The 24,104-nt window shown below is 47.6% G+C and carries 17 protein-coding genes and 1 riboswitch; of the genes, 3 read left to right on the top strand and 14 right to left on the bottom strand.

Going from position 1 to position 24,104, the window contains the following annotated elements; genetic code table 11:
• Nucleotides 1-234 precede the first annotated feature (234 nt).
• The 7 genes from WA407_RS12875 to gcvH all read right to left on the bottom strand — a co-directional run bounded on the left by WA407_RS12875 (nt 235) and on the right by gcvH (nt 10,296).
• The gene (locus WA407_RS12875; RefSeq protein WP_336077494.1) at nt 235-1,890 is read right to left on the bottom strand and encodes an amino acid ABC transporter ATP-binding/permease protein; all 1,656 of its coding nucleotides are present in this window, start codon (nt 1,888-1,890) and stop codon (nt 235-237) included.
• On the bottom strand, nt 1,883-4,048 hold the full coding sequence (locus WA407_RS12870) for a DUF454 family protein (RefSeq protein WP_254328707.1): 2,166 nt from the start codon (nt 4,046-4,048) through the stop codon (nt 1,883-1,885). Before WA407_RS12870 ends, WA407_RS12875 begins: the two co-directional genes overlap by 8 nt.
• A 214-nt stretch (nt 4,049-4,262) precedes the next feature.
• Nucleotides 4,263-5,408 (bottom strand): mannitol-1-phosphate 5-dehydrogenase, encoded by a 1,146-nt coding sequence (locus WA407_RS12865; RefSeq protein WP_235308871.1) that lies wholly within the window; start codon nt 5,406-5,408, stop codon nt 4,263-4,265.
• Complete coding sequence (locus tag WA407_RS12860; protein ID WP_235308869.1) at nt 5,405-5,839, bottom strand: PTS sugar transporter subunit IIA; 435 nt, start codon at nt 5,837-5,839, stop codon at nt 5,405-5,407. Before WA407_RS12860 ends, WA407_RS12865 begins: the two co-directional genes overlap by 4 nt.
• Nucleotides 5,836-7,914, bottom strand: coding sequence for a BglG family transcription antiterminator (locus tag WA407_RS12855; protein WP_336077493.1), 2,079 nt, complete (start codon nt 7,912-7,914; stop codon nt 5,836-5,838). The genes WA407_RS12860 and WA407_RS12855 overlap by 4 nt, the downstream gene beginning before the upstream one ends.
• 81 nt (nt 7,915-7,995) lie before the next feature.
• The gene (locus WA407_RS12850) at nt 7,996-9,474 is read right to left on the bottom strand and encodes a PTS mannitol transporter subunit IICB (RefSeq protein ID WP_336077492.1); all 1,479 of its coding nucleotides are present in this window, start codon (nt 9,472-9,474) and stop codon (nt 7,996-7,998) included.
• Between the two features lie 423 nt (nt 9,475-9,897).
• Nucleotides 9,898-10,296: a glycine cleavage system protein GcvH gene (gene gcvH / locus WA407_RS12845; protein WP_254328704.1), complete on the bottom strand. Its 399-nt coding sequence runs from the start codon at nt 10,294-10,296 to the stop codon at nt 9,898-9,900.
• 394 nt (nt 10,297-10,690) lie between these two features.
• Nucleotides 10,691-10,789: riboswitch (glycine riboswitch) on the top strand.
• A gap of 176 nt (nt 10,790-10,965) precedes the next feature.
• Here gcvH and gcvT point away from each other — a divergent pair.
• From gcvT to gcvPB, 3 genes are all read left to right on the top strand, one after another.
• Entirely contained in the window at nt 10,966-12,066 is a 1,101-nt protein-coding gene (gene gcvT / locus WA407_RS12840; protein ID WP_336077491.1) for a glycine cleavage system aminomethyltransferase GcvT, read from the top strand.
• A 126-nt stretch (nt 12,067-12,192) separates the two neighbouring features.
• A complete protein-coding gene (gene gcvPA, locus WA407_RS12835) occupies nt 12,193-13,548 on the top strand; it encodes an aminomethyl-transferring glycine dehydrogenase subunit GcvPA (RefSeq protein WP_235308861.1) in 1,356 nt (451 codons plus the stop codon).
• Nucleotides 13,545-15,041: an aminomethyl-transferring glycine dehydrogenase subunit GcvPB gene (gcvPB, locus tag WA407_RS12830; RefSeq protein ID WP_336077490.1), complete on the top strand. Its 1,497-nt coding sequence runs from the start codon at nt 13,545-13,547 to the stop codon at nt 15,039-15,041. Before gcvPA ends, gcvPB begins: the two co-directional genes overlap by 4 nt.
• 120 nt (nt 15,042-15,161) lie before the next feature.
• On the opposite strand, the gene ptsP is transcribed toward gcvPB, so the two are convergent.
• The 7 genes from ptsP to WA407_RS12795 all read right to left on the bottom strand — a co-directional run bounded on the left by ptsP (nt 15,162) and on the right by WA407_RS12795 (nt 24,041).
• Nucleotides 15,162-16,874, bottom strand: a complete 1,713-nt coding sequence (gene ptsP, locus WA407_RS12825) for a phosphoenolpyruvate--protein phosphotransferase (RefSeq protein WP_103049341.1) — start codon at nt 16,872-16,874, stop codon at nt 15,162-15,164.
• Complete coding sequence (locus WA407_RS12820) at nt 16,867-17,142, bottom strand: HPr family phosphocarrier protein (RefSeq protein ID WP_013372579.1); 276 nt, start codon at nt 17,140-17,142, stop codon at nt 16,867-16,869. The genes ptsP and WA407_RS12820 overlap by 8 nt, the downstream gene beginning before the upstream one ends.
• A 110-nt stretch (nt 17,143-17,252) precedes the next feature.
• A complete protein-coding gene (gene ptsG, locus WA407_RS12815) occupies nt 17,253-19,298 on the bottom strand; it encodes a glucose-specific PTS transporter subunit IIBC (protein ID WP_061829260.1) in 2,046 nt (681 codons plus the stop codon).
• 252 nt (nt 19,299-19,550) lie between these two features.
• On the bottom strand, nt 19,551-20,411 hold the full coding sequence (gene glcT / locus WA407_RS12810) for a glucose PTS transporter transcription antiterminator GlcT (protein ID WP_336077489.1): 861 nt from the start codon (nt 20,409-20,411) through the stop codon (nt 19,551-19,553).
• A 190-nt stretch (nt 20,412-20,601) separates the two neighbouring features.
• Nucleotides 20,602-22,137 carry a flotillin family protein gene (locus tag WA407_RS12805; RefSeq protein WP_254351109.1) on the bottom strand — a complete coding sequence of 512 codons (1,536 nt, stop codon included), beginning with the start codon at nt 22,135-22,137 and terminating at the stop codon, nt 20,602-20,604.
• A gap of 48 nt (nt 22,138-22,185) precedes the next feature.
• On the bottom strand, nt 22,186-22,704 hold the full coding sequence (locus tag WA407_RS12800) for a protease (RefSeq protein ID WP_235308857.1): 519 nt from the start codon (nt 22,702-22,704) through the stop codon (nt 22,186-22,188).
• A 173-nt stretch (nt 22,705-22,877) separates the two neighbouring features.
• A complete protein-coding gene (locus WA407_RS12795) occupies nt 22,878-24,041 on the bottom strand; it encodes an iron-containing alcohol dehydrogenase (RefSeq protein ID WP_235308856.1) in 1,164 nt (387 codons plus the stop codon).
• Nucleotides 24,042-24,104: the final 63 nt, after the last annotated feature.

Here is a 24,104-nt window from a genome sequence, read left to right as displayed (position 1 = left end):
GTACATCGGCTTACAGCCTCTGTTCATCCATCATTTATGATGTTTATGACTTGTCAATATACCTCAGGATTTTGTAAAATCTTCACCTAATAGGCTATCAAAATAAGACAAGTTTGAAAAGCTGGATGATTTAAATAAGGATGACGCTTCCATTTCAACGCACACTCCATTTTATGACAAAACTATGAACAGGCTACAGCTTTTGCCCTTAAGGTATAACAATAGTTAGAAAAGTCAGGACAATCTACGGTTATTCATTTCAAAAATATCGTCTGCAATCCGCATGGTAGAACTTCGGTGCGAAACAAGGACAATCGTTTTATCTTGCTGCTGTTCCTTTAACGATTTTAAAATAATTGCCTCGTTCAGGCTGTCCAAATTGCTGGTAGGCTCGTCGAGCAGTAAGAGAGGCGCATTATGAACAAAGGCTCTGGCCAGTCCCAAGCGTTGACGTTCTCCACCGGACAGCCTGTCCCCCAATTCTCCAACTCGGCTGTCATACCCTTGAGGCAAGGTCATAATAAAATCGTGCACGGATGCCTTACGTGCTGCTTCCACCACCTGCTCATGTGTAGCATCAGGCTTTCCGATTTTGATATTAGCTGCAATTGAATCATCAAACAGGAACGTATGCTGGTCTACATAGCTCTGTAAGCCCCTCAAATGTCGGGTCCCCATTTCCTTCAAATCATGTCCGGATAGCAAAATTTCACCTTGCTGCGGGTCCCTAAATCGCATCAGCAACTTTAGCAGTGTAGACTTGCCGGAGCCGCTTTTACCCTGAATGCCTAAAATCCGCTTATGCGGTATCGTGAGACTTACATCATTCAGCACCGTTTGACCATCGTATGCAAAAGTCACCTTGTTTACTCGTGCCCCAGTAAAGGGAACACTCATCCCTTCGATATTTTCCGCAACTTCCGGGGTTTCCTCCAATAGACTCAACACTCGTTCCCCGCTCGCCAGCGTTTGAAGCAAATTGTTGGACAAGTTGCTCAGTGCGACGACCGGACCAAATGAACTAAACAGTGCAATGACAGAAATTAGCATACCTGTAAAGTCAACCTGACCATTAGACATACCGTACAAGCCAGCCAGCAGCATCAAGAATGAGAATCCAACTACAGCCGCATCTGTGATGGCTCTTGTGATGCCTTCATGATGCTTCAAGTCCTTCTGCTTGGCATCCAATTGATCCGTACGACGGTTAATCTCATTCAAACGTTGTTCTCCTTGTCCATATTGCACAATTTCCTTCATCCCCCGTAAGCTGTCCAAAAAGTAACTGCTCAGCTTGCCAAAGCTGCTTCGGTATTCCATCCCCTGACGTTTGCCCATACGTGACGTGAGTAAGGGAATAAATAAACCGACAGTTAGGTAAGCAAGCGCAGCGACCCAGCCTAATAGAGGCTCATAAGAACCGATAAAAAATACCATGAGCAGTGAAGTGATGATGCCGATCATTACAGGCGCTATCGTATGCGCATAAAATACTTCCAGCAGCTCAATATCACTCGTAATGAGTGATATCAGATTCCCCTTGTCCTTGCCTTCCAATTTGGCTGGAGCGAGTCTGCGCAGGGCTTGAAGCACCTTGTCACGCAGTACAGCTAGTAGCTTGAAAGCGAGATAATGACCACTCATTTGCTCGCCATAACGGAATACGCCGCGCAGTACGGCACAAACCACGATCGACGTCAGCAAAAACAACATGGTGTAGCCTGTCGTGATGCCCGTTGCTGTAAGCAGAGCAAGGGCTCCATACACTATAATGCCAATAGCACAAATAAAACCAAGCACTCCTGTCACAATCGTGATGAGCAGTACAGGTAAAAGAGGTCCCGCCAATACCAATAATTGGCCCATGATCCGTAATCCGTGTCTACGCATATACAGCCCCTCCTTTTGCAAACTGCTCTACCCGGTGTTGACTGAGATACATATCCGCATAATGTCCCTGCTGGCTCAACAGTTCATGATGCGTTCCGGATTCTGCCACCAATCCGTTTTGCAGCACATAGATACAGTCGGATTGAACTACATTTTCCAGTCTATGCGAGATAAGAATCACTGTTTTTTGACCTGCCAGCGCATGTATTACCTCCATAATGCCTTCCTCACTCTCACTGTCAATGTTAGAGGTGGCTTCGTCAAAAATGTACACACGACTATCATGCAGCAATGCTCTGGCCAGTGCTAGCCGTTGGCGCTGTCCTCCTGACAGATTTGCCCCCTGCTCCTCCAGTTCTGCTTCCAGTCCTCCTTCTGAAAGAATAAAATCATACAGCTTCACTTGTCGCAAAGCTTCCAGCATTTGTTGCTCATCCGCGTGCTCATTGCCCATTTTTAAATTTGCTTCCACTGTGCCTTTAAAAATATAGCTGTTAAAACCAATCCAGATCATGTGACGCATGCGGCTTTCTTCCGAAATATCGGTAAGCTCGGTTCCTCCAATCGTCAGACTTCCTCGATACCCCTCGTGATGCCCAACGATCAATCCGGCTACCGTACTTTTACCAGAGCCTGATTCCCCAACAATTGAAACCAAGCTGCCCTGGGGAATATCCATGGATATATTTCGTAAGGTATCTCTTTCGTCGTAGGCGAAACTCACCTGTTTCAGTCGAATATCTGTGTTTTCTATGCTTTCTTGTCCTTGTATAAGATCCTCTGTACTCAACATTTGAAATATTTTGTCACTCGCTGCCATTCCGTTCATGGCGATATGGAAGTAAGAACCCAGTAAACGCAGCGGAATGAAAAATTCTGCTGACAGCAAAACAATGATGATCGCTCCTGCCAAGCCAATATGGCCTGAAGAATATTCACTTATCGCGACCAGTACACCCGCAGCAGCACCACCAAATGCGATAAGATCCATAATGGCCACGGAGTTAAGCTGCATAGTCAGCACTTTCATCGTCATTTTGCGAAAGTCCTCAGCTGCTGTGTTCATTTCCTGATGTTTATCCTGGTCTGTTCCGTACATTTTGAGCGTAGTCAGACCTTGTACATTCTCCAAAAAGCTGTGGCCCAGATTGACGTAACTGCCCCAATATTTCCGAAACAGCTTTTTAGCCATCCTCATAATGACAATGATCGACACTGGAATTAAGGGAACGCAGATCAATAGTATAATGGCTGCTTTGAAGCTGACAAAAGAGAGGGTTATGAATAACGTTACGGGGGCAAGCAGACTGTAAAATAGCTGAGGCATATATCTACCGAAATAGGTTTCAAGCTGCTCTACCCCTTCTACAGCAACCTGAATAACCCCCGAGGTGGAGGTATGATCTGTATATGCGGGTCCCATCTTCAGCAACTTGCCGTAAATTTGCGAGCGCAGCGTTTTTTTAGCATTTACCGAAGCACGATAGGATAACATACTGGCTGCATAATTGCTCAGGCAGCGAACTGCAATAGCAGCAATAACAATGACCGTCATAGATAGAATCAGCTTGCGAGTCACTTGTCCTTCCCATGCCTGCTGCATAACAAAGGCCATAGGCAACACAGCGGCTATACTCCCCAAAAGACCGATCCACTGCACAAGCACACCCAATACGATATATTTCCGAGAATGTTCCACTAGACCGAGCAGATGGCTATCGACCATTTTAGACCTTTTTTTTGGAGTAGGTGTAGGTATAGGTTCAGATGAAGATGAAGGCGTTATTTTTGCTGCAGCATTTCTTATTGTTCCGATGCGGAATATAAAGTAATAATATTTAAAAAGGATGACCAAGACGATGAGCGCTTTCCCCCACACATTAGGCGTGAAAATAAAGCCTGTGATCAGCATCGCTGACGCTAAGCCCAATGTCATGATTTTCGTAGACAGCTTCAACGACCTTGTTTGAACAAAACTCTCTAGATGCTTTTGGTACAGAGAGGTATTCGAAAACCACTGGTGAATCCTTTCGGACCCCCGCATAAAGAAAAAGGTCGCTAGCAGCAGAAACGGTGTAGTCGGTAGCAACGGTAGCACTACACCAATAACTCCAAGCGCCAAAAATAAAAACCCTAAGGTAATATAGATCGGTTTCACTATAATCCTCCCTAATAGTTATAATAGTAATGATTTCATTTCATAGATAATGATAATCATTATCAATATAAACAATTTAAGCAGGTTGTTATGTGATATAAATCACGTATATAAAAATCCTCTTGAAGCACATCTCTACAGAACACGTTAGTGTTGATGTGAATGCTTTGTCTTCAAGAGGATTATCGAAAGTAGGTGTTGATAATTCGTTGTTTTATGAATTTATAATATCATATTGCTCCAATACCTGCCGATGTAACGGGTGGTCTGCGGTTATGGAAGTATAACGCGTCAGCGCCGCACCCAGTCCTTCACTGCGGATCACCTGCTGAAGCTCGACTGCCTCGGGGTCTTCCGTAATATCAAATTTACAGGCAGCAGCCATTCCTAACGCCAGATGATCCGTAGGGATGCCATACTCCTGCGCTTGGAGCGCGGGACGTACAAGACGATCATTTGGAGACAGCTTGCGCAACGGTGAACGTCCAACCCGAGTAACATCGTCTGTCAGATTAGGATTGCGGAAGCGATCCAAAATTTTAGAGATGTACTTCTTATGCTCCCCTTGATCCAAACCGAAGCGCTTCACAAGCACTGCTCCTGTCTCCTCCAGTGACCCTTGTATCGAATCCACCACCTTGCTATCCTTCATGGCCTCCTGGATGGTAGCATAACCTGCGGTATAACCAAGATAGGCTGCCACGCAATGCCCCGTATTCACCGTGAACAGCTTTCGTTCAATGTAAGGCTCTAGATCCTGCACGTACAGGATACCTTCGATTTCTTCATGCTCAGGTGCCATTTGTGAACGATCCACCACCCACTCGTAAAAAGGCTCTACCTGCACATGTAACGGGTCCTCGTGGTGTTGGATCGGCACAATCCGGTCTACAGCAGCATTGGGGAAATATACCGAAGCCTCTGCCTTGGCACGAGTCGCCTCATCCAGTAGCGCAAAAACATGCTCTTTCAGTTGGGCGCTGCCTCCGATTGCATTTTCGCAAGCAATCACATGCAGCGGGCCTGCCCCTCGCTCCACCCGCCGCGCTATTCCCTCGGCAATACCTGCTGCAATATGCCTGAGGATGCTAACCCCTACCGCGGTCGTTACCAGATCAGCATGGTCTACCGCATCCGCTACAGCGGATGCATCTCTGCCGTCAATCGCCGTTACATTCGTGACCAGCTCCGTATCCTTTGTATCATTGGCTAACTCTACGGTATATTGTTTACGACGGCGTAACTCGGATACAAGGGTGTCGTTGACATCTGAAAAGACAACCTCATAGCCTGCACGCGACAGAATTAATCCGATAAAGCCGCGACCGATATTTCCTGCTCCAAAGTGGACGGCTCTCATAGCTCCAGCTCACTTTCGAACAGATCTATAATTTCCTGTGGGGTCACCGCGTTGCGAAGTTTATCCATATTTTCTTCCTCCGCACACACCACAGCGATACTCGTCAAAATCTCCATATGATCGCCGCCTTGTGCTGCAATGCCGATCACCATATATGCTTTCTCTTCCCCAAAATCTACGCCTTGCGGGAACTGAACGATGGAGATGCCTGTGGATTGAATAAGCGTCTTGGATTCCTTGGTGCCATGTGGAATAGCCAGCCCATTCCCGATGTAGGTAGACACGATCTCCTCGCGTTCCAGCATCTTGTCAATGTACTCACTTGAAATATGTCCCGCATCCAGCAGGATTTGTCCAGCCATACGAATCGCCTCATATTTGTCTTTGGCGGTTGCGTTCATTTTTACTTTGTCTATCGTCATAATACTCACGGTAGGTTCCTCCCTGTCCCTAATTTACTGTGGAAAAATTCAGCCAGCTCACTCGATATATAATTGACAATATGATCCCTGCTACCGTGTTCCAGTAGCGTAACCATGTCTTCCTGCAAAAGTAATGCACTAATCTCGCTCAATACCTCCAAGCTTTCTCTCGGCAGCTCACGAGGCCCCAACATGAGCAGCACGCATTCTACCTGTTCACCTGTATCCGCCAACAGCGGCTCTGCCAGCTTATACAAGGTAAGCGAAGGCTTGGGAATATAGTGGCTGCGCGTATGAACTAAAGCAATGGAGGTATCAGAGATCACCTGACTACCTTGGCGCTCTCTTTCCATGAGTTGAGCAGCAACCATAGAAGGCTCTGTAACATTCCCCCGCCCCGCCTCCAGCATGCATATCGCCTCTACGGTCGCCGCCATATCCATCCCTTTATTTTTCAGCGTATATACTTGAAATTGCTGTACAATGTGTACAATTTCCTCGAGACTTTTCCGCAGACCGGTAAGCCACTCCATATCCTGGCCAGGCTGAACAGCCTGTTCCTGCTGATGATCATTGAGATGATGGAGTGTAATATGCTGGATGAAATGACGCAGACGGTCACTCTCCTCCTGCGTTAGCAGCGGACTGATCTTAAGATACCGATCTGGTTCAAGCGGTAGCTCTACTGTCGAAATGATCAGATCATAATCCTCCTTGGGAATCCGCGCCGCCTCGTACCATGAAGCCCTATCCACAATTTTGATCTGTGGGAGCTCTTTGGCGAGCCTTGTTGCCAGAAGTCTGGATGATCCAATGCCGCTCGTGCAGACTACAATGGCCCGCACCTCCCGACGCAATTGTCGCAGCCGCTCCAGCGAAGCGCCGAAATGCATGACGAGAAATCCGATCTCTTCATCAGGCACTTTCATTTCTGTCATGCTCGCCGCAGCCTTTTTCACTGATTCGAATAAGCTGCTGTAATCCTTGCGGATTTGCTGAAGGAGAGGGTTACGAATCGACCTGCCTTCCTTCAAACGTTTGAATACCGGAGCCATATGGGCAATCAGTCCTTCACGCAGAACACGGTCCTCTTTCAATAGCGTGCCTGTCTCTTCCTCCACACGACGAATCAACTCATGAACCGACTCCAACAGTACGAGATCATCCAACGGCAGTAGTCGGGTAGAGTGATCCTCGGCATCACGAAATAGCAGCCTGAGATAAGATCGTTCCGGCTCTGGAAATTCAATATCCAGCGCCTCTGACAACTCCGTGCATATGCGTTCCACCATAGCTGTGCGAAGCATGATATTTTCATCTGAATCTGTTTTTAAATACGAGAGAAGAGGATCTATAACATACCCGAGTCGCAGACGTGCCAGCAAAACGCAAATTTGAATTAGCAGCTCCATGTATTTGCTTTCCACCATGTTTTCCAACCATTTTTCATGGGGCTGCCAGAGGGCCTTTTCCACGATTAGCAGGTTATCTCTGCCAATCATCTCCAGCAACTTGTCGGCAACACGGGTTACAGGACGAAGTTCTTGCCGGGCTGAAAACAGATCGGATTCATCCAAATATTCGAGAGCCAGCTCGGAAATCGCCCGTCTTTTGTCTGTCTCCCGCCCTGTAATCTCGACCCCGTACCCCCGTCTGCGCACAAGCATGAGTCCACGTTCCCCAATCCAGTCTTGCAATTCGTCTAGATCATGACTGACCGTAGTTACCGTGACTTTCAGATCTGAAGCCAGCGCCAACAGCTTGATCGGCTCCCGTGTATCCAGCAGCATGCAGAGAACCACGATCTTTCTCTCCTCAGCCGAATATTCGTCTGACTTCGTATGCAGCAATTGTTTTCGCAGGCATACAAGCCGAGCTGGATCAGCATCTATACAGATACCGATCCCTGACTTTTTCTCCAGCTTCACCTCATGAGCTGCCAGCCAATGCTCGACTGCACCCAGTTCCCGATGAACCGTCCTTGTGCTGACATTGATCTTCGTAGCAATTTCCCCGGCTGTAACCTCTTTGGACTGCTCCAGAAGATATTCCACGATGTCACGTTGTCGTTTCGTAATATTCATAAGCGCATACCGTTCCTTCCCAAGCTCATCCCTCCAGCAGGAGACGTACATTGCATACAGTCCGCCTGACTTCGATGGGGATTAAGAATCGGATTTCAGACGTTCAACCAGCGCTTCGTATTCAGGACTCTTCAGAAAATTGTCAATGGAAATGTGCTCAGCTTTCGGAGCTACTGTTTTAGCCCGGTCTGTCAACGTTTTTTGCGTAATGACAATATCCGCATCCTGTGGAATTTCACTGATTGCCGTATTCGTAACTGTTACGCCCACACCCGCCTGCTTCATTTTTTTGCGTAAAATCGAGGCACCCATAGCGCTTGAACCCATACCTGCATCACAGGAAAAGACGATTTTGTTCACTTCGGATTTATCCTTGAGCGTTCGATCTGCAGCAATTTCTGCAGCACGATCAGATTCGTGGTTATCTTCCATTACAGTGGCGTTAGCACTTGCACTCTTGCTTTGATTTTTCATATCTTTCAGGCGGGATGCAGCTTCCTCCAGCCCCTCTTCTTGTTGCTTACCAGTCTTGAGTAACACTGCGGCAACAGCAAAAGATACGACCGCAGCAGCGATCACCCCGCTTAGCATTGGCAAATATCCGCCTTTTGGCGTCATTAGAAAATAGGCGATGATGCTGCCCGGCGAAGGAGCAGCAACCAGTCCGGCACCTGTCAACATGAAACAGAAGGTTCCCACAACGCCCCCAGCTATAGCAGCAAGAATCAAAATCGGCTTCATCAAAATATAAGGGAAATAAATTTCATGAATCCCGCCGAAAAAATGAATGATGACTGCGCCAGGAGCCGACGACTTCGCAGAGCCTTTACCGAACAGGCAGTAGGCCAGCAAAATACCGAGCCCCGGCCCAGGGTTGGATTCCAGCATGAACAGTACGGATTTTCCTGTTCTTGCAGCTTCCTCCAACGCAATCGGACTTAATACTCCGTGATTCAGCGCGTTGTTTAAAAATAATACTTTTCCGGGCTCAATAATGAGGTTGACAAGCGGCAGTAGCCCTGCGTTCACGAGGAACTGTACCCCTGCCGACAATACTTGACTGATCATTTGTACAACCGGGCCGATCGCCACATGGGCAAGCAGTGCTAGAATGGCACCGATAATCCCGGCCGAAAAATTATTGACCAGCATTTCAAAGCCTGATCTGACTTTGCCTTCAATGGCCTCGTCGAACTTCTTCAATATCCACGCAGCCAGCGGACCAGCGACCATCGCGCCCAGGAACATCGGGATATCGGCTCCCACTATGACACCCATCGTCATAATGGCACCAATCACACCTCCACGTTGTCCGTGAATCATCGTGCCTCCCGTGTAACCAATCAGCAGCGGCAGCAAATAATTTTTCATCGGATCAACCAGTTGTGCAAAACCTTCGTTCGGGAACCACCCGGTCGGAATAAAGAGTGCCGTAATCAATCCCCACGCGATAAAGGCTCCCATATTGGGCATAACCATACCGCTGAGAAAACGGCCAAAACGCTGTACGGCGACACGAGTGCCTCCTTTTGAACTTGGCTTTGCGTCCAATGTACTCATATTCAAATCCTCCTTGTAGGTAAGCATCACTACCTTTTCTTAAAATTCATACTAAATGACAGCGCTATCTTCATCAATGAAATGAAAACGTACTTTCGTCATGAACGTTGATGACAACATTTAAATTTAAATTAACCGAGAAGGTATTAGACCTGCATAATTCTTCTTAATATGACCTGTAGCTATAGAAATTAGTCGAAAAAACACTGTTGTAAATCTACACAATTTTAAAGTGTTGCTCTCTTCTAAGCCTGAGAAGACAACGTAAATCCGTCTTCTAAAAGACAACAAAAAAATAGTCGCTATGTCAGGTCATAGCGACTATTTATACAAAAACTGAGCGGACTAACGATGCTCTTATTTAATTCAATATCCATATAAAAAACCAGAATAAAGCGTTATTATTTCATGCTGTATTGCTCATTATTGCACATCAGAAATCAACTGCTCGTATTGATCCGCAGACAGTAGCTTGCCCAATGCTTCCTCCACATCTTTATCTATCTCTACTTCGATCATCCAACCTTTTTCATAGGGAGATTCATTCACTAGCTCAGGCGTACTTTCCAGCGCTTCATTCACTTTTAATACGGTTCCCGTCACCGGAGCAAAAAGGTCGGATACCGTCTTCACCGATTCAATCGTACCGATTTCCGCTCCCTGCTCAATCGTTACTCCCGCCTCAGGTAATTCTACAAAAACAATATCACCCAGTTGATGCTGTGCAAAATCTGTAATACCAATCCGCAACGTTCCATTCTCTGTGCGCTGAACCCACTCATGTTCGTCTGTATACCAAAGTTGCTGCTTCACTTCACCCATTTTGTTCCCCTCGCTTCCATATGAATAAAATCGCTTTTGCTCACCTGTATTAGACAGGTTAAGATTATGACAACAGGAACACTCATGTCAATAATACTAACAAAAATACTTCATATGACCTCATATGGCGTACTATATAAAAATATGATAACTTATAACAAACGCTTACATATCCTTATTTATATATTAAATGTTTTTTATATTGTTTTTGATGACATTTTTATTGACATTTTGAATGAATTTGCGTATTAATGGGTTATAGCAAATGCTTTGGGAAACACCCCGACAACTGCAAACGCGGATGAACGCGGAGGGAGAGACTGCCAAAAAGATTCGCATAGCTGTTGCCGCTTATGAGACAGTTGTGCACGCGAATCGGATCAAGTTGTTATCTGCAAAGCCAGGTAATATACTGTTGATCCCGAAGGTAGCGCCGAAGGAGTAAGCCTGCATTGCAGGTGAATCTCTCAGGCAAAAGGACCTCTGCCGGACGCATCTCTGGAGAGCATTCGCTATTGGAGCGGATCACCCAAGGGGAAACCCGGTACATACCGGGGTAACTTTCTGGTATCAAGGACAGAGCTGAAAAAAGAGTGTAGACTGCCGTCTATACGTTTTTTTCGGCCTGTCTTTTTTGTTTAGCCGATCACACCGAATAGGAGTGGAAAAATGACTAATTTGCGAAAAACACCGCTATATTCGTCCTACGGGACGCAGTCTGGGGTTCGTTGTATTGACTTTGGCGGCTGGGAGCTCCCCGTTCAGTTTAGCGGCATTCAAAAGGAGCATGAGGCCGTCCGGCAACGTGCGGGTTTATTCGATGTATCGCATATGGGCGAATTTTTGGTTGAAGGCAAAGAGGCCGAAGCTTTTCTGCAAAGGGTGACCACAAATGATGTCAGCCAGTTGGAACCAGGTCAGGCACAATATTCACTCCTGTGTTACCCCGATGGAGGGGTAGTAGACGACCTGCTTGTTTACTGCAAAGGACCGGAGCGCTACATGCTCGTTGTGAACGCCTCTAACATCGATAAGGATTGGGATTGGCTCATTCGCCATAGGCCTGCATCCGTTCACATGGAGAATGTGTCTGATGCGATAGCATTGCTGGCGTTGCAAGGACCGGAAGCAGCACGTATTGCCGCAGCCGTGGCAGATACGGACATTACGAATCTGGCATCTTTCCGCTTCCATGAGAATGTGCCATTGTTCGGAGCAAAAGCACTCGTCTCACGAACCGGATATACGGGCGAAGACGGTTTTGAGTTTTATGTACCTGCTGCGGAAGCACCAGCCGTATGGGAGGGTTTGCTTCGTTCCGGTGAGTCGTATGGGCTGATTCCCGCTGGACTTGGTGCTCGGGATACCCTACGCTTTGAGGCACGGTTGCCGCTGTACGGACAGGAGTTATCTGCCACGATTTCACCACTCGAAGCCGGTCTAGGGTTCTTCGTCAAGCTGAATAAGGGAGATTTTATCGGTAGAGAAGCACTGCAACGTCAGAAAGATCAAGGGATTCCTCGCAAATTGATCGGGCTGGAAATGATGGATCGCGGTATCCCACGCGCCCATTACCCGGTATTCGCAGAAGGACAACACATCGGTGAGGTCACAACGGGGACTCAGTCGCCCACCTTGAAGCGTAATCTCGGCCTCGCCTTGGTAGACAGTCGTTTTAGCGCCCTCTCCACACCGCTGGAGGTTGAGATTCGTGGCAAACGCCTGCGTGCCGAGGTGGTGACAGCACCCTTTTATAAACGCCCGCGCTGATCTTAAACTCTCCTTATTTCTATAAAGCAAACATGTCAGATATGAACTTCCGGGTTTCTCATCTCACACTTTTTTATTAGCTAATTTACGATTTAAAATTTTGCTTTTCGAAAGGAGCTAGAACCTATGAAGCAGCATCGTTATCTCCCTATGACTGAACAGGATCAAACCGAAATGCTGCGTGTGGTCGGCGTTTCATCCATCGATGATTTATTCAGTGACATTCCAGAGGCCATTCGATATCAAGGGGAACTCCCTCTTTCTTCTCGACTCGGCGAGAGAGCCTTAACCCGCCACTTGGCCGAGCTTGCTGGACACAACGCCAATACAGACACACATGCCAGCTTTCTTGGCGCAGGAATTTATGATCATCATATTCCGTCCGTCATCCAGCACATCACTTCACGCTCGGAATTCTATACAGCCTACACCCCCTATCAGCCGGAAGTAAGCCAAGGCGAGCTACAAGCCATTTTCGAATTTCAGTCGTATATTTGCGAATTGACGGGCATGGCTGTAGCTAATGCCAGCATGTACGACGGAGCGACTGCACTGGCGGAAGCGGGCTCACTGTCCGCCGCAGCTACCCGCCGTAAACAGCTTATCGTATCAAGGTCCGTCCATCCGGAAGCACGTCAGGTATTGGCAGCCTATGCACGCGGATTGGATTTGGACATCGTGGAGATCGGCTGTTCGGACGGCGTAACGGATGCTAATGCGTTAGCGGCGGCCGTATCGGAACAGACTGCGGCTGTTTTGGTCCAAAGCCCCAACTTTTTCGGAGCCGTGGAAAACCTGAAGCCGATGGCTGATCTCATCCATGCGCACAAAGGTCTTTTGGTCGTCAGTGCCAACCCACTGGCACTTGGCTTGCTGGAGACACCCGGCAAACAGGGCGCGGATATTGTGGTAGGAGATGCGCAGCCACTTGGCATCTCCTCTTCTCTCGGCGGTCCGACCTGTGGATACTTTGCCGTTTCTCAGGCACATATGCGCCGTATCCCCGGCCGTATTGTGGGTCAGACCACTGACCGTAACGGTAAACGCGGCTTCGTGCTGACCTTGCAAGCGCGGGAACAGCATATCCGCCGCGAAAAGGCCACGTCTAACATTTGCTCCAATCAAGCGTTGCTAGCTTTATCTGCATCTGTATACTTGTCTGTCATGGGTAGACAGGGGATCAAGGAAGTAGCCGAGCTAAATTTGCATAAAAGCCGTTATGCTTTAGAGCAATTGCTGAGCTTGAAGGGCGTAACTGTCTCATTTAACGCACCGACCTTTAACGAGTTTGCCCTTAGACTGCCTGAGGGTACGGATATGAGCAAACTCCAGGCCGAACTGCTAGCTGCTGGATTTATCGCTGGCTACGATTTGGGCCGGGACTATGAGGAACTTGCTGGTCACATGTTGATTGCCGTGACGGAGCAAAGAACCAAAGAAGAGATTGACCAATTTGTACACACCTTGGGGGGATTGCTATGACACACACCGGACAGGATCAGAAACAAGGGCTGTTGAAGGAACACGATCAAGCGCTCATTTTTGAATTGAGCCGTCCGGGTCGCATCGCCTATTCCCTTCCCGAGTGCGACGTTCCCCGTCGCCCGGTGGCAGAGCTTTTGCCAGATTATGCGCTGCGCAGCGAACCTGCGGCATTACCCGAGGTATACGAAGTAGACGTTATTCGGCATTATACCGCCTTGTCCCGGCGCAATTTCGGCGTGGACAACGGATTTTATCCGCTCGGCTCCTGTACGATGAAATACAATCCGAAAGTGAATGAGGATGTCGCCCGATATACAGGCTTCGCCAAAATCCATCCATATCAGCCCGAGGAGAGCATCCAGGGTGCCATGGAGTTGCTGCATACGCTCCAAAATGATTTGGCTGCGTTAACTGGCATGGATGCCGTCACACTTCAGCCCGCCGCGGGCGCCCATGGCGAATGGACCGGGCTGATGATGATTCGCTCATACCACGAAGCACGTGGTGAGCGACGTACCAAGGTGCTCGTGCCGGATTCCTCGCACGGAACGAACCCCGCCAGCGCAACCGTCGCGGGCTTCGAAACAGTCACCCTTCCCTCCACCCCTGAGGGGCTGGTGGATCTGGATGCGCTGCGTCAAGCCGTAGGCAACGACACCGCTGCGCTCATGCTGACCAACCCGAACACGCTTGGACTGTTCGAGAAGCAAATCACTGACATTGCTGCCATCGTGCATGACGCGGGTGGTCTGCTCTACTATGACGGGGCGAACTCCAACGCCATCATGGGAATTACTCGTCCCGGCGATATGGGCTTCGATGTAGTGCATCTCAATTTGCACAAAACGATGAGTACCCCTCACGGCGGCGGCGGCCCCGGCGCTGGGCCTGTCGGCGTAAAGCAACGGCTCATCCCTTATTTGCCCAAGCCGCTTGTCGTACGTGATTCGCAGGGGGTGTACCACTGGGACCGGGAACAAGGAGATTCTATTGGACGGGTTAAAGCCTTTTACGGCAACTTCGGTATTCTCGTTCGTGCCTACGCCTATATCCGTAGCTACGGTCCTGATGGCTTAAAGCGTGTATCGGAATGCGCTGTGCTCAATGCCAATTACATGATGCATCGGCTCGCTCCACATTTTGACCTGCCCTACCCTGGACATTGCAAACACGAATTCGTAATGTCGGGGCGAAGCTTGAAAAAATTTGGAGTGCGCACGCTTGATGTAGCCAAACGGCTGCTTGATTTCGGCTACCATCCGCCTACAATTTACTTCCCGCTGAATGTAGAGGAGTGCATCATGATCGAGCCCACGGAGACGGAAAGTAAGGAAACACTTGATGCTTTTGTCGACACTATGATTCATATTGCGCGGGAAGCGGAAGAGAACCCTGAGCTGGTGCTCAATGCACCATATACTACTCCAGTCACACGATTGGACGAAACTACCGCAGCCCGCAAACCTGTACTGAATTGCTCATGCAGTTAAAAACAAATTCTACTTAAAGGATGCAAAAAAGCCGGTATCTAAATAGATACCGGCTGCTGTATGTACACAGCAATTTTTTTGTTGGAAAAAGATATAACCTTTGAAATGTAATACCCTTCCTTAGCCTTCGATGCTTTGAACCAATTCAACAACCTGTTCTGCTGTTTGCATGTCCAGAGCTTTTGTAGCCAGTTTTTCCATGTCCGCACGGGACAACTTGGAGATTTGACTACGTGCTGGCAGAATAGAAGTTGCGCTCATACTGAACTCATCAAGTCCAAGACCCAGCAGCAACGGAATTGCTGTTGTATCTCCTGCCATTTCACCACACATACCAACCCAACGTCCTTCACGGTGAGCGGCATCAATAACCATTTTCACCAGACGCAGAATGGATGGATTGTATGGTTGATACAGGTAAGAAACCCGCTCGTTCATGCGATCCGCTGCCATTGTGTATTGAATCAGATCGTTTGTACCGATACTGAAGAAATCTACTTCTTTTGCGAATTGGTCAGCCAATACCGCTGTAGAAGGAATTTCTACCATGATGCCCAACTGAATTTCTTCAGATACGGATACACCCTCGGCTACCAACTTTTCCTTTTCTTCCAACAAAACAGCTTTAGCTTCACGGAATTCGTTCAGCGTAGCAATCATCGGGAACATGATGCGCAGGTTACCATGCACACTCGCACGCAACAAAGCACGCAATTGAGTGCGGAAAATATCCTGGCGATCTAGACACAGACGAATAGCACGGAATCCGAGGAACGGATTCATTTCTTTCGGCAGGTCCAGATATGGAAGTTCTTTGTCGCCACCGATATCCAAAGTACGGACTACAACCGGCTTACCTTCCATTCTTTCCAGAACGGTTTTGTACGCCGTATACTGTACTTCTTCGGATGGAAGCTTATCGCGTCCCATGTACAAGAACTCCGTACGGTACAAGCCAACGCCTTCACCACCGTTGTCCAGAACACCAGCTACATCATTAGGCGTACCAATATTGGCTGCCAGTTCGACATGGACACCATCGACAGAAACTGTAGCTTCGCCGCGCAGCTTGCGCCACTCTTCGCGTTGCTTGTCGTATGCCACCTGTTTAGCACGGTATTCCGCAACAATCTCTTCGGTTGGGTTCACGAATACGTGACCATCCAAACCATCAACGATAATCAAATCGCCGCTTTTAGCTTGAGACAATATATTTTTCGTTCCCACAACTGCAGGAATTTCAAGTGAGCGAGCCATAATGGCCGAATGCGAAGTACGTCCGCCGATGTTCGTTGCAAAACCTTTAACAAATTCACGGTTCAGCTGAGCTGTGTCGGAAGGTGTCAAATCTTCTGCAAGCACAATCGTTTCTTCGGCAATTTCTGCAGGACTAACAAAATGAACACCAAGCAGGTGATTCAGGATCCGCTTGGTTACATCACGCATGTCCGATGCGCGTTCTTGCAAATAGGCACTTTTCATGTTTTCAAACATGGAAATGAACTGTGTAGCTACCTCATTCAAAGCATAGTCAGCATTAAGCTGCTCGTCTCTGATTTTAGCTTTAACCGGATCGATCAATTCAGGATCATTCAGGATGAGCAGGTGAGATGCAAAAATTTCTGCTTTTTTCTCTCCCAGCTCCTGAAGCGTTTTCTCCTTAATCGATTCCAATTCGGTTTGAGATTGTACCAAAGCCGCATCCAATCTCGCGATTTCAGCTTCAACATCACCAACCGCGCGTCTCTCTACAGCGTAATTCGGATGCTCCAAGATAAACGCCCGGGCAATGGCTATGCCTGCCGAAGCGGCAATCCCGGAAATTTTAAGCATGAACTTCGCCCAGCCCTTCGTTAACGATTACATTTTCAAGAGCTTTCAGTGCTTCGGCAGCTTCAGCGCCTTCGCAGATAATGTTAATAGTATCACCTTGTTCCAGACCCAGAGACAATACACCCAGAATGGATTTCAAAGTTACTTTTTTACCGTTAGCTTCGGCAAAAGATTCAGCACCGCTGAATTTGTTAGCTGTATTTACCAGTGCAGTTGCAGGACGTGCATGGATACCGTCTTCATCCGTAATTCTAAAAGTTGTTTGCATAATTTGTTCCTCCCACTTTCCTAAAGATAATATTTGTTTACACGCAGTATACCAGATCATTGATGAGACGGCCTAAGCCGCCTAATCAACTAATCCGAAACACATAGAGTTTATTTTATCGTAATTATACCATCTTCGCCAGCCTTCAATACTCCAGTTTTGTTTAAAGTTACCGAAGAACCTTCTGGAAGGTTGGTAAAAATGACAGGTGAAATGATGGATTTAGCGTTTGCCTTCACGTATTCCAGGTCTACTTTCATAATAGGCTGGCCGGCTGACACAAGATCGCCTTCGTTCACCAAAACGTCAAATCCTTGCCCTTTAAGCTTCACGGTATTCACCCCGATATGAACAAGCACTTCTTTACCGCCATCGGATTGAATACCAATCGCATGCTTGCTCGGGAATACATTGAATACTTTACCATAAACAGGGGACACAATCGTTCCATCATTTGGCACGACCGCAAAGCCGTCACCTGTCATACGTTCTGCAAATACCGGATCGGGAACCGTCGAGATATCAACCAATTCGCCGTTAACAGGCATTACAATATCTTCTACAATAATGGTTTGTTGTTCTTCCCCAGCTTCCTTCTCCTCTTGTGGAGCAGGTTGCGCCGGAGCTGGTGCAGGTGTACGTCCAGCCATGATATCTGCCATTTGAGTTTTAATGGTGTCGGAACGTGTACCGAAAATTGCCTGTACGTTGTTGCCGACTTCAAGGACACCCGATGCGCCAAGTTGCTTCAGACGAGCTTTGTCAACGTTCGATTTCTCATTAACCTCGATCCGAAGACGTGTGATACAAGCATCCAGATGCTTGATATTTGATGAACCACCGAAAGCTGCCAAAATGTTGTGCGGGAGCTCATCACTACTACCGGCTGCTGCGCCATCCACATTTTCTGTAGCTTCTTCACGTCCTGGTGTTTTCAAGTTGAACTTCCGTATGATGAACCGGAATCCGAAGTAGTAAATCACTGCCAAAATCAGACCGACGATGATTACATACCACCAAGGCGTACGGGTTGGAATGATCCCGAAAATCAGGAAGTCAATAAATCCGCCTGAGAAGGTCATACCGATTTTGACATGTAAAATTTGCATGGTCATAAATGACAGACCTGCGAATATACAGTGTACTGCAAACAGCAGTGGAGCTACGAACAGGAAGGAAAATTCCAGTGGCTCCGTAATACCTGTCAAGAACGAAGTCAATGCTGCTGAACCCATGATACCTGCTACATATTTTTTATGTTCTGGTCTTGCTTCATGGTACATTGCAAGCGCTGCTGCCGGCAAACCGAACATCATGAATGGGAATTTACCCACTTGGAACGTACTTGCTGTCAACGCCACTCCATCACGAAGCTGGCTGAAGAAGATCTGCTGGTCACCGTGAACGGTTTGACCTGCTTTGTTAACATATTCACCAAATTCAAACCAGAACGGTGAATACCAGATGTGATGCAAACCAAATGGAATAAGCGCGCGTTCGATAACCCCGAACAGGAACGCCGACAAAGTCGGGTTGGAATACACCATAAAGTGAGATACTGCGTTAAGTCCTTGTTGAACTGGAGGCCAGATCAGAACCAGCGCAAGCCCGACAATCAGTGAGGACACCGCCGTTGCAATTGGAACGAAACGCTTACCCGCGAAAAAGCCCAGATACGAAGGAAGCTCAATTTTGAAAAAGCGGTTGTACATGGCCGCGGCCAGTATACCGATGATTATCCCGCCGAACACCCCGGTTTGAAGCGTTGGAATACCCAACACGTTCGCATAACCCGGTATTTTTTGAGCAATCAGACCAGGTGTGACACCCACGGCTGTACCCAAAGTAATGTTCATAACGAGGTAACCGATGATGGCAGCCAAACCGGCTACACCTTCACCGCCCGCCAGACCGACGGCTACGCCGACTGCGAACAACAGGGCCAGATTATCAAAAACGATTTGTCCGGCATTCATCATGATCGTCGCTACCGATTGAACCCAGCCCGCATTTAATGCCGGAATGTACTGGAGAAAATCAGGATTGACCAGCATGTTACCGATACCCAACAAAAGCCCCGCAGCTGGCAAAATCGCTACAGGAAGCATTAATGCTTTACCGACACGCTGTAAAACGCCGAAAAGCTTTTTAAACATACCTTCCACATCCTTCTCTGAAATTTAGAACAGAGGCAAAACAACAAAAAAGGCATGAGCCGATTTAAGTATGTTTGAAAACAACCTTGGGATATAGCTTGCCCCAGTAGGCTGTAAACAATCATAACTTAAAACAACTCATGCCTGATCGAATCAGTAACACGTTAAATGTTCAGTTGTTGTCTTCCTCATTGCAGAATTGATTATAGCACCCCGCTAAATGCGAGGCAATACTTTTTTATTCCGGTTTTATCACTCTTGTTGCTCCCCCTGCTCTTTGCGTTGGGACAACCGTTGCAGATGCATTGTCAAATAACTAACCTCAGCCGGGTACACAGATTTACGGAGTCTTTTCTCCATAATTTTCGTGAGCTTCCAGGCCAGCATATACATTTCCGGATACTCCTCATTCAAAAGCTTGTCCAATCGATAAATCTCCTGCACAATTTCTCCCCGGCGCACACGTTCAATCGCAAACCTCAGATGAGTCAGCAGTCGAGAATAATCAAGGGATTGAAGAGGAATACGATAATCCAGTGTCGTCTCGACAACCTGAACCATATCAGCAATCAGACGAGAATCCTTCCTAACCTCGGAGATATGCTGGTTTGTCATGGCACTATAAATATGCAGGGCCACGAATCCGATTTCATCTTCTCCCAGATCTACATCCATCTTATCCCTGATTAAAGCAACAGCCTGCTCAGCCATCTTGTATTCCTGAGGATATATTTCCCTAGTCTCATACAAAAACGGATTATGAATCGTAATTCCCTGTTTATGACGGTTGATGGAAAAAGCGATATGGTCAGTTAAAGCAATCAGTATGTGCTCATTTAGAGGCTTCTTAGCTTGAAGCTGAACAAGATGAAGCACCTCACCGATGACCTCAATGAGCTTTTCATCCAGCTCAGGAAGCAACCGTTTGTATTGCTCCTGTTCTTCATGGCTTTTTAATATAAATAATTTTTCAACTGAATCCAACGGCATAAGATCGCCGGGTCTGCGATTGAAACCGATTCCTTTTCCAATCACGACAACCTCATCATGCTCGGGATGCATCCCTATAATCACATTGTTATTCAGCGCTTTGGCCACTTTTAGGCTGCTCACATCCGCACCTCTTTTATCAGAACCTTGATCCTAAGAATTATAGCATGAAGCTCAGAGGAATCCACGTTAAAGTACCAAATATTCGGCTAAAGGTCAATAAAAAGAAAACGCTTTTCATCACATTGCCGGGAAATGCTGTGATGAAAAGCGGTCTTTTGGTTAGGGATAAATGCTCCCCAAAGACTTATCGTTATTCTTTATCTGTTAGCGCTACCTCCACCGAGGCTGGAAGAGGCTGCTTATTCGCTTCACCGGAAGGCGGCACGGAATGAATGCCTTTTTTCCCCGTGGTCAACCCCTTGATTAACTGCTCCACATCAATACCGGATACACTCTTCAGCATCTCGGGTGCCGTAGCCATCAGTTCGGTGACATAATTGCTGACACGCGCTGCTCCTTCTCCTTTTCCCGTATCAACTACGGTGAGTTTATCAATGGACGCAATCGGTTCGGCAATACGTCCAGCCAGATCAGGCAACATTTTCACGATAATATCGAGCACGGCGGCCTCTCCAAACTTTTGGAACGCCTCCGCCAGTTTTTCCTTGGCCTCCGCTTCTGCAAGTCCACGCAAACGGATGACATCTGCGTCCGCCGTACCTTTGGCGCGTTCGGCATCCGCTTCTGCTTGCCCGTTAAGACGTTTTTGTTCAGCTGACGCTTTAGCCTGTGTCTCAATCGAGTATTGCAGCGATTCAGCCTCACGCATTTTACGCGATTTATCTGCTTCCGCCGCTTGCTCGACCGCATACCGATCGGCTTCTGCCTTCTTTTTCACTTCCGCATCATATTGCTTTTCACGTACCTGTATTTCCTTGGATTGAAGATCAATTTCCCGTTCTTTGCGCACCAGCTCGACCTTCATCTGCTCTTCGACAGCAGTCTGCTTGGCACGGGCCTCCTGGATGTGATAAGCTTGATCGGCTTCTGCCTTCGCTGTATCCTGTTCTTTCTTAAACGAAGCCACTTTCAGTTCCTTCTCCTTGGCTGCCTCCGCAATGTTGGTATCCCGCAGCAGTTCGGCCTTCTGGCCTTCCTGTTCCGCACGTGCCTTCTGAATCCGGGCATCCCGCACAGCCTCGGCTTCTGCAATCTCAGCATCCCGTTTCACAGCGGCAATTCTCGGCTTACCAAGCGCATCCAGATATCCGTGCTTATCACGCACATCTTTGATGGTGAATGAAACGATTTGCAAGCCCATCTTTTTCAGATCACGAGCAGCCACGCCCTGTACTTCCTGCGCAAACCGATCCCGATTACGATAAACTTCTTCCACTGTCATCGAACCGAGGATTGCGCGTAAATGTCCCTCCAGCACTTCCTGAGCCTCTCCTCTAAGAGCCTCCAATGGCTTCCCGATGAACTGCTCGGCTGCTGTAGCCACATCCTCAATGGAACTGCCGACCTTGATAATCGCCACACCATCCGCAATCACGGGAACTCCTTGCTCCGTATACACTTCCGGTGTGGTTACGTCCAGTTTATGGGACAACAAAGAGATGAATTCGGACTGCTGGAAAATTGGCCAAATGAAGGCCCCCCCGCCGCGTACAATTTTAATTTTGCGTCCAGAGTCATCCTCGGAAATATTTTTATTTCCCAGAAAAGAGCCCGTCACGATCATCCCTTCATCCGGTCCTACCGTTTTGTAACGGGCCCAAAAAGCGATCCCTAATATAACGATAACGATGACAACAATCCCAGGGACTAACACAATATCTTGCAAATTTGACACTCCCGATCACGCTCCCTTCAAGATAATCGAATGCGCCGTCTATGTGTCCAGGTACGCTACGCGGACGACGCCCTCTGCGACCTCAACCACGACGATACGGGTTCCCGCAGCAAGCGGTTTGTGATCGAAGCTCGATGCCGTATGTATGGTGTTGCCTGCACCCAAGCGGATCATAACTTCCCCGTAACCAACCTCAGGTACAGGAATGGTGACCTCACCGATCCGGCCAGTCAGCTCACGCATGGAGAAGCCGCTAGATACCTCCGAATTCGCCATGGGTTTGATAAACGCAAAGAACACGAGTATTCCGATGACAAACGCAATCCCTAAAGCAAGCACGACGACCCACCCCATGCTCAGCCCAGTATACTTTGTCAGCAGTACTCCAGCTCCGCCAAAAGCGGTCATGGCTCCAAGTAAAACGACAGGTCTGAACCAATCGAGGCCCGGCAACTCCAATGCACCATCCAGCCAACTACCGAGTACATCTCCAATCAGCACACTGACTACGGTAAAGATAGCGCCCCCTGCCAATAACCACCAAAATATGGTTTCCATGCGACTCCTCCTTCCATGTCCTTTTCAGTCTGGTTTCCAGTCTATAACTATGTTTACGTATTCAACCTTAAAAAGTTTCAAAATTTTCCTCCGATATCCCAGATCAAACCCAAAAAAGCACGTTCGTACGTCTAATGACGCACAAACGTGCTTAAAATGATACAAATATCGGTTTACAGAGAGGCTTTGTAAATTTCGACTACATCTTCGCGATTAAGCTTGTTAAAGCCACCAAAAGATCCGAATTTCACAGCTTTATCAGCCATAACATCGATTTGGGACGCATCAATATCGTAATCAGCCAGACGGCTTGGTGCACCAATCGAGTTCCAGAAATCACGCAACGCCTGAATACCTTCCAGCGCCACTTCTTCATCACTCTTGCCTTCTGGGTTTACATGGAATACATTGACGGCCAGTTGTTTGAAGCGTTCAGGCTTCACATGCAGATTGTGCTTCATCCAGTTCGGGAACAGAATAGCCAGTCCTCCACCATGTGGAATATCATAAACAGCAGACACCGCATGCTCGATATTGTGAGTAGCCCAGTCACCTGTCAGCCCCATGTTCAGGAAGCCGTTCAGCGCCATCGTACCACAATACATAATCGTTTCACGCAGCTCGTAGTTTTCCAGATCGTTGACCAGACCTGGAGCCGCATCCATGACCGTACGTAAAATCGTTTCGCACCAGCCAAGTTGGACCGGAGTATTGGATTCCAAATGGAAATAATGCTCCAGCGTATGTGACATCATATCTACGATTCCGTAAACGGTTTGATTTTGTGGCAGTGAGTATGTGTTTACAGGGTCAAGAATAGAAAACGCAGGGAACGCAAATACGCTACCCCATCCCAATTTTTCCTGTGTTTTTTCATTTGTAATAACAGAACCCGCATTCATTTCAGAACCGGTAGCTGCCATGGTCAAAACTGTACCTAATGGCAATGCTGCCTGTGGTGCCGCTTTACGCTCTGCAAAATCCCACATGTCGCCATCATATTTTGCACCAACAGCAATGGCTTTGGAACAATCCAGCACACTACCACCGCCTACAGCCAGAACAAGGTCGATTTGATGTTTTTTACACAATTCCACGCCTTTATGTACTGTAGATAAGCGAGGATTCGGTTCTACACCAGCCAGTTCCGTTACCTCTGCACCAATTTCACCAAGCAAACTTATTACATTATCGTACAAACCGCTGCGCTTAATGCTGCCGCCGCCATATACAAGCAGTACACGTTTACCATATTTAGGAACTTCACGCTTGAGAGCCTCCAATTGTCCTTTACCGAAGATCAATTGTGTAGGATTATAAAATTCGAATGCTTTCATCGCAAACGCTCGCCTCCAATAGTTCTAAAGTTTAATGTTAAGAAACTACTCTATTATAACCTT

The sequence above is a fragment of the Paenibacillus sp. 203 genome (assembly GCF_037027525.1).
Taxonomy (GTDB): domain Bacteria; phylum Bacillota; class Bacilli; order Paenibacillales; family Paenibacillaceae; genus Paenibacillus; species Paenibacillus polymyxa_B.
Note: the sequence above shows the minus strand (reverse complement) of the source record. Positions and strands in the feature narration are given on the sequence as shown.

Bases quoted from the DNA above. Each gene is read 5' to 3' on its own strand.
- WA407_RS12875 (WP_336077494.1), bottom strand. From the start codon at position 1,890: ATGCGTAGACACGGATTACGGATCATGGGCCAATTATTGGTATTGGCG.
- WA407_RS12865 (WP_235308871.1), bottom strand. From the start codon at position 5,408: ATGAGAGCCGTCCACTTTGGAGCAGGAAATATCGGTCGCGGCTTTATC.
- WA407_RS12855 (WP_336077493.1), bottom strand. From the start codon at position 7,914: ATGAATATTACGAAACGACAACGTGACATCGTGGAATATCTTCTGGAG.
- WA407_RS12850 (WP_336077492.1), bottom strand. From the start codon at position 9,474: ATGAGTACATTGGACGCAAAGCCAAGTTCAAAAGGAGGCACTCGTGTC.
- gcvH (WP_254328704.1), bottom strand. From the start codon at position 10,296: ATGGGTGAAGTGAAGCAGCAACTTTGGTATACAGACGAACATGAGTGG.
- gcvT (WP_336077491.1), top strand. From the start codon at position 10,966: ATGACTAATTTGCGAAAAACACCGCTATATTCGTCCTACGGGACGCAG.
- gcvPA (WP_235308861.1), top strand. From the start codon at position 12,193: ATGAAGCAGCATCGTTATCTCCCTATGACTGAACAGGATCAAACCGAA.
- gcvPB (WP_336077490.1), top strand. From the start codon at position 13,545: ATGACACACACCGGACAGGATCAGAAACAAGGGCTGTTGAAGGAACAC.
- ptsP (WP_103049341.1), bottom strand. From the start codon at position 16,874: ATGCTTAAAATTTCCGGGATTGCCGCTTCGGCAGGCATAGCCATTGCC.
- WA407_RS12820 (WP_013372579.1), bottom strand. From the start codon at position 17,142: ATGCAAACAACTTTTAGAATTACGGATGAAGACGGTATCCATGCACGT.
- ptsG (WP_061829260.1), bottom strand. From the start codon at position 19,298: ATGTTTAAAAAGCTTTTCGGCGTTTTACAGCGTGTCGGTAAAGCATTA.
- WA407_RS12800 (WP_235308857.1), bottom strand. From the start codon at position 22,704: ATGGAAACCATATTTTGGTGGTTATTGGCAGGGGGCGCTATCTTTACC.
- WA407_RS12795 (WP_235308856.1), bottom strand. From the start codon at position 24,041: ATGAAAGCATTCGAATTTTATAATCCTACACAATTGATCTTCGGTAAA.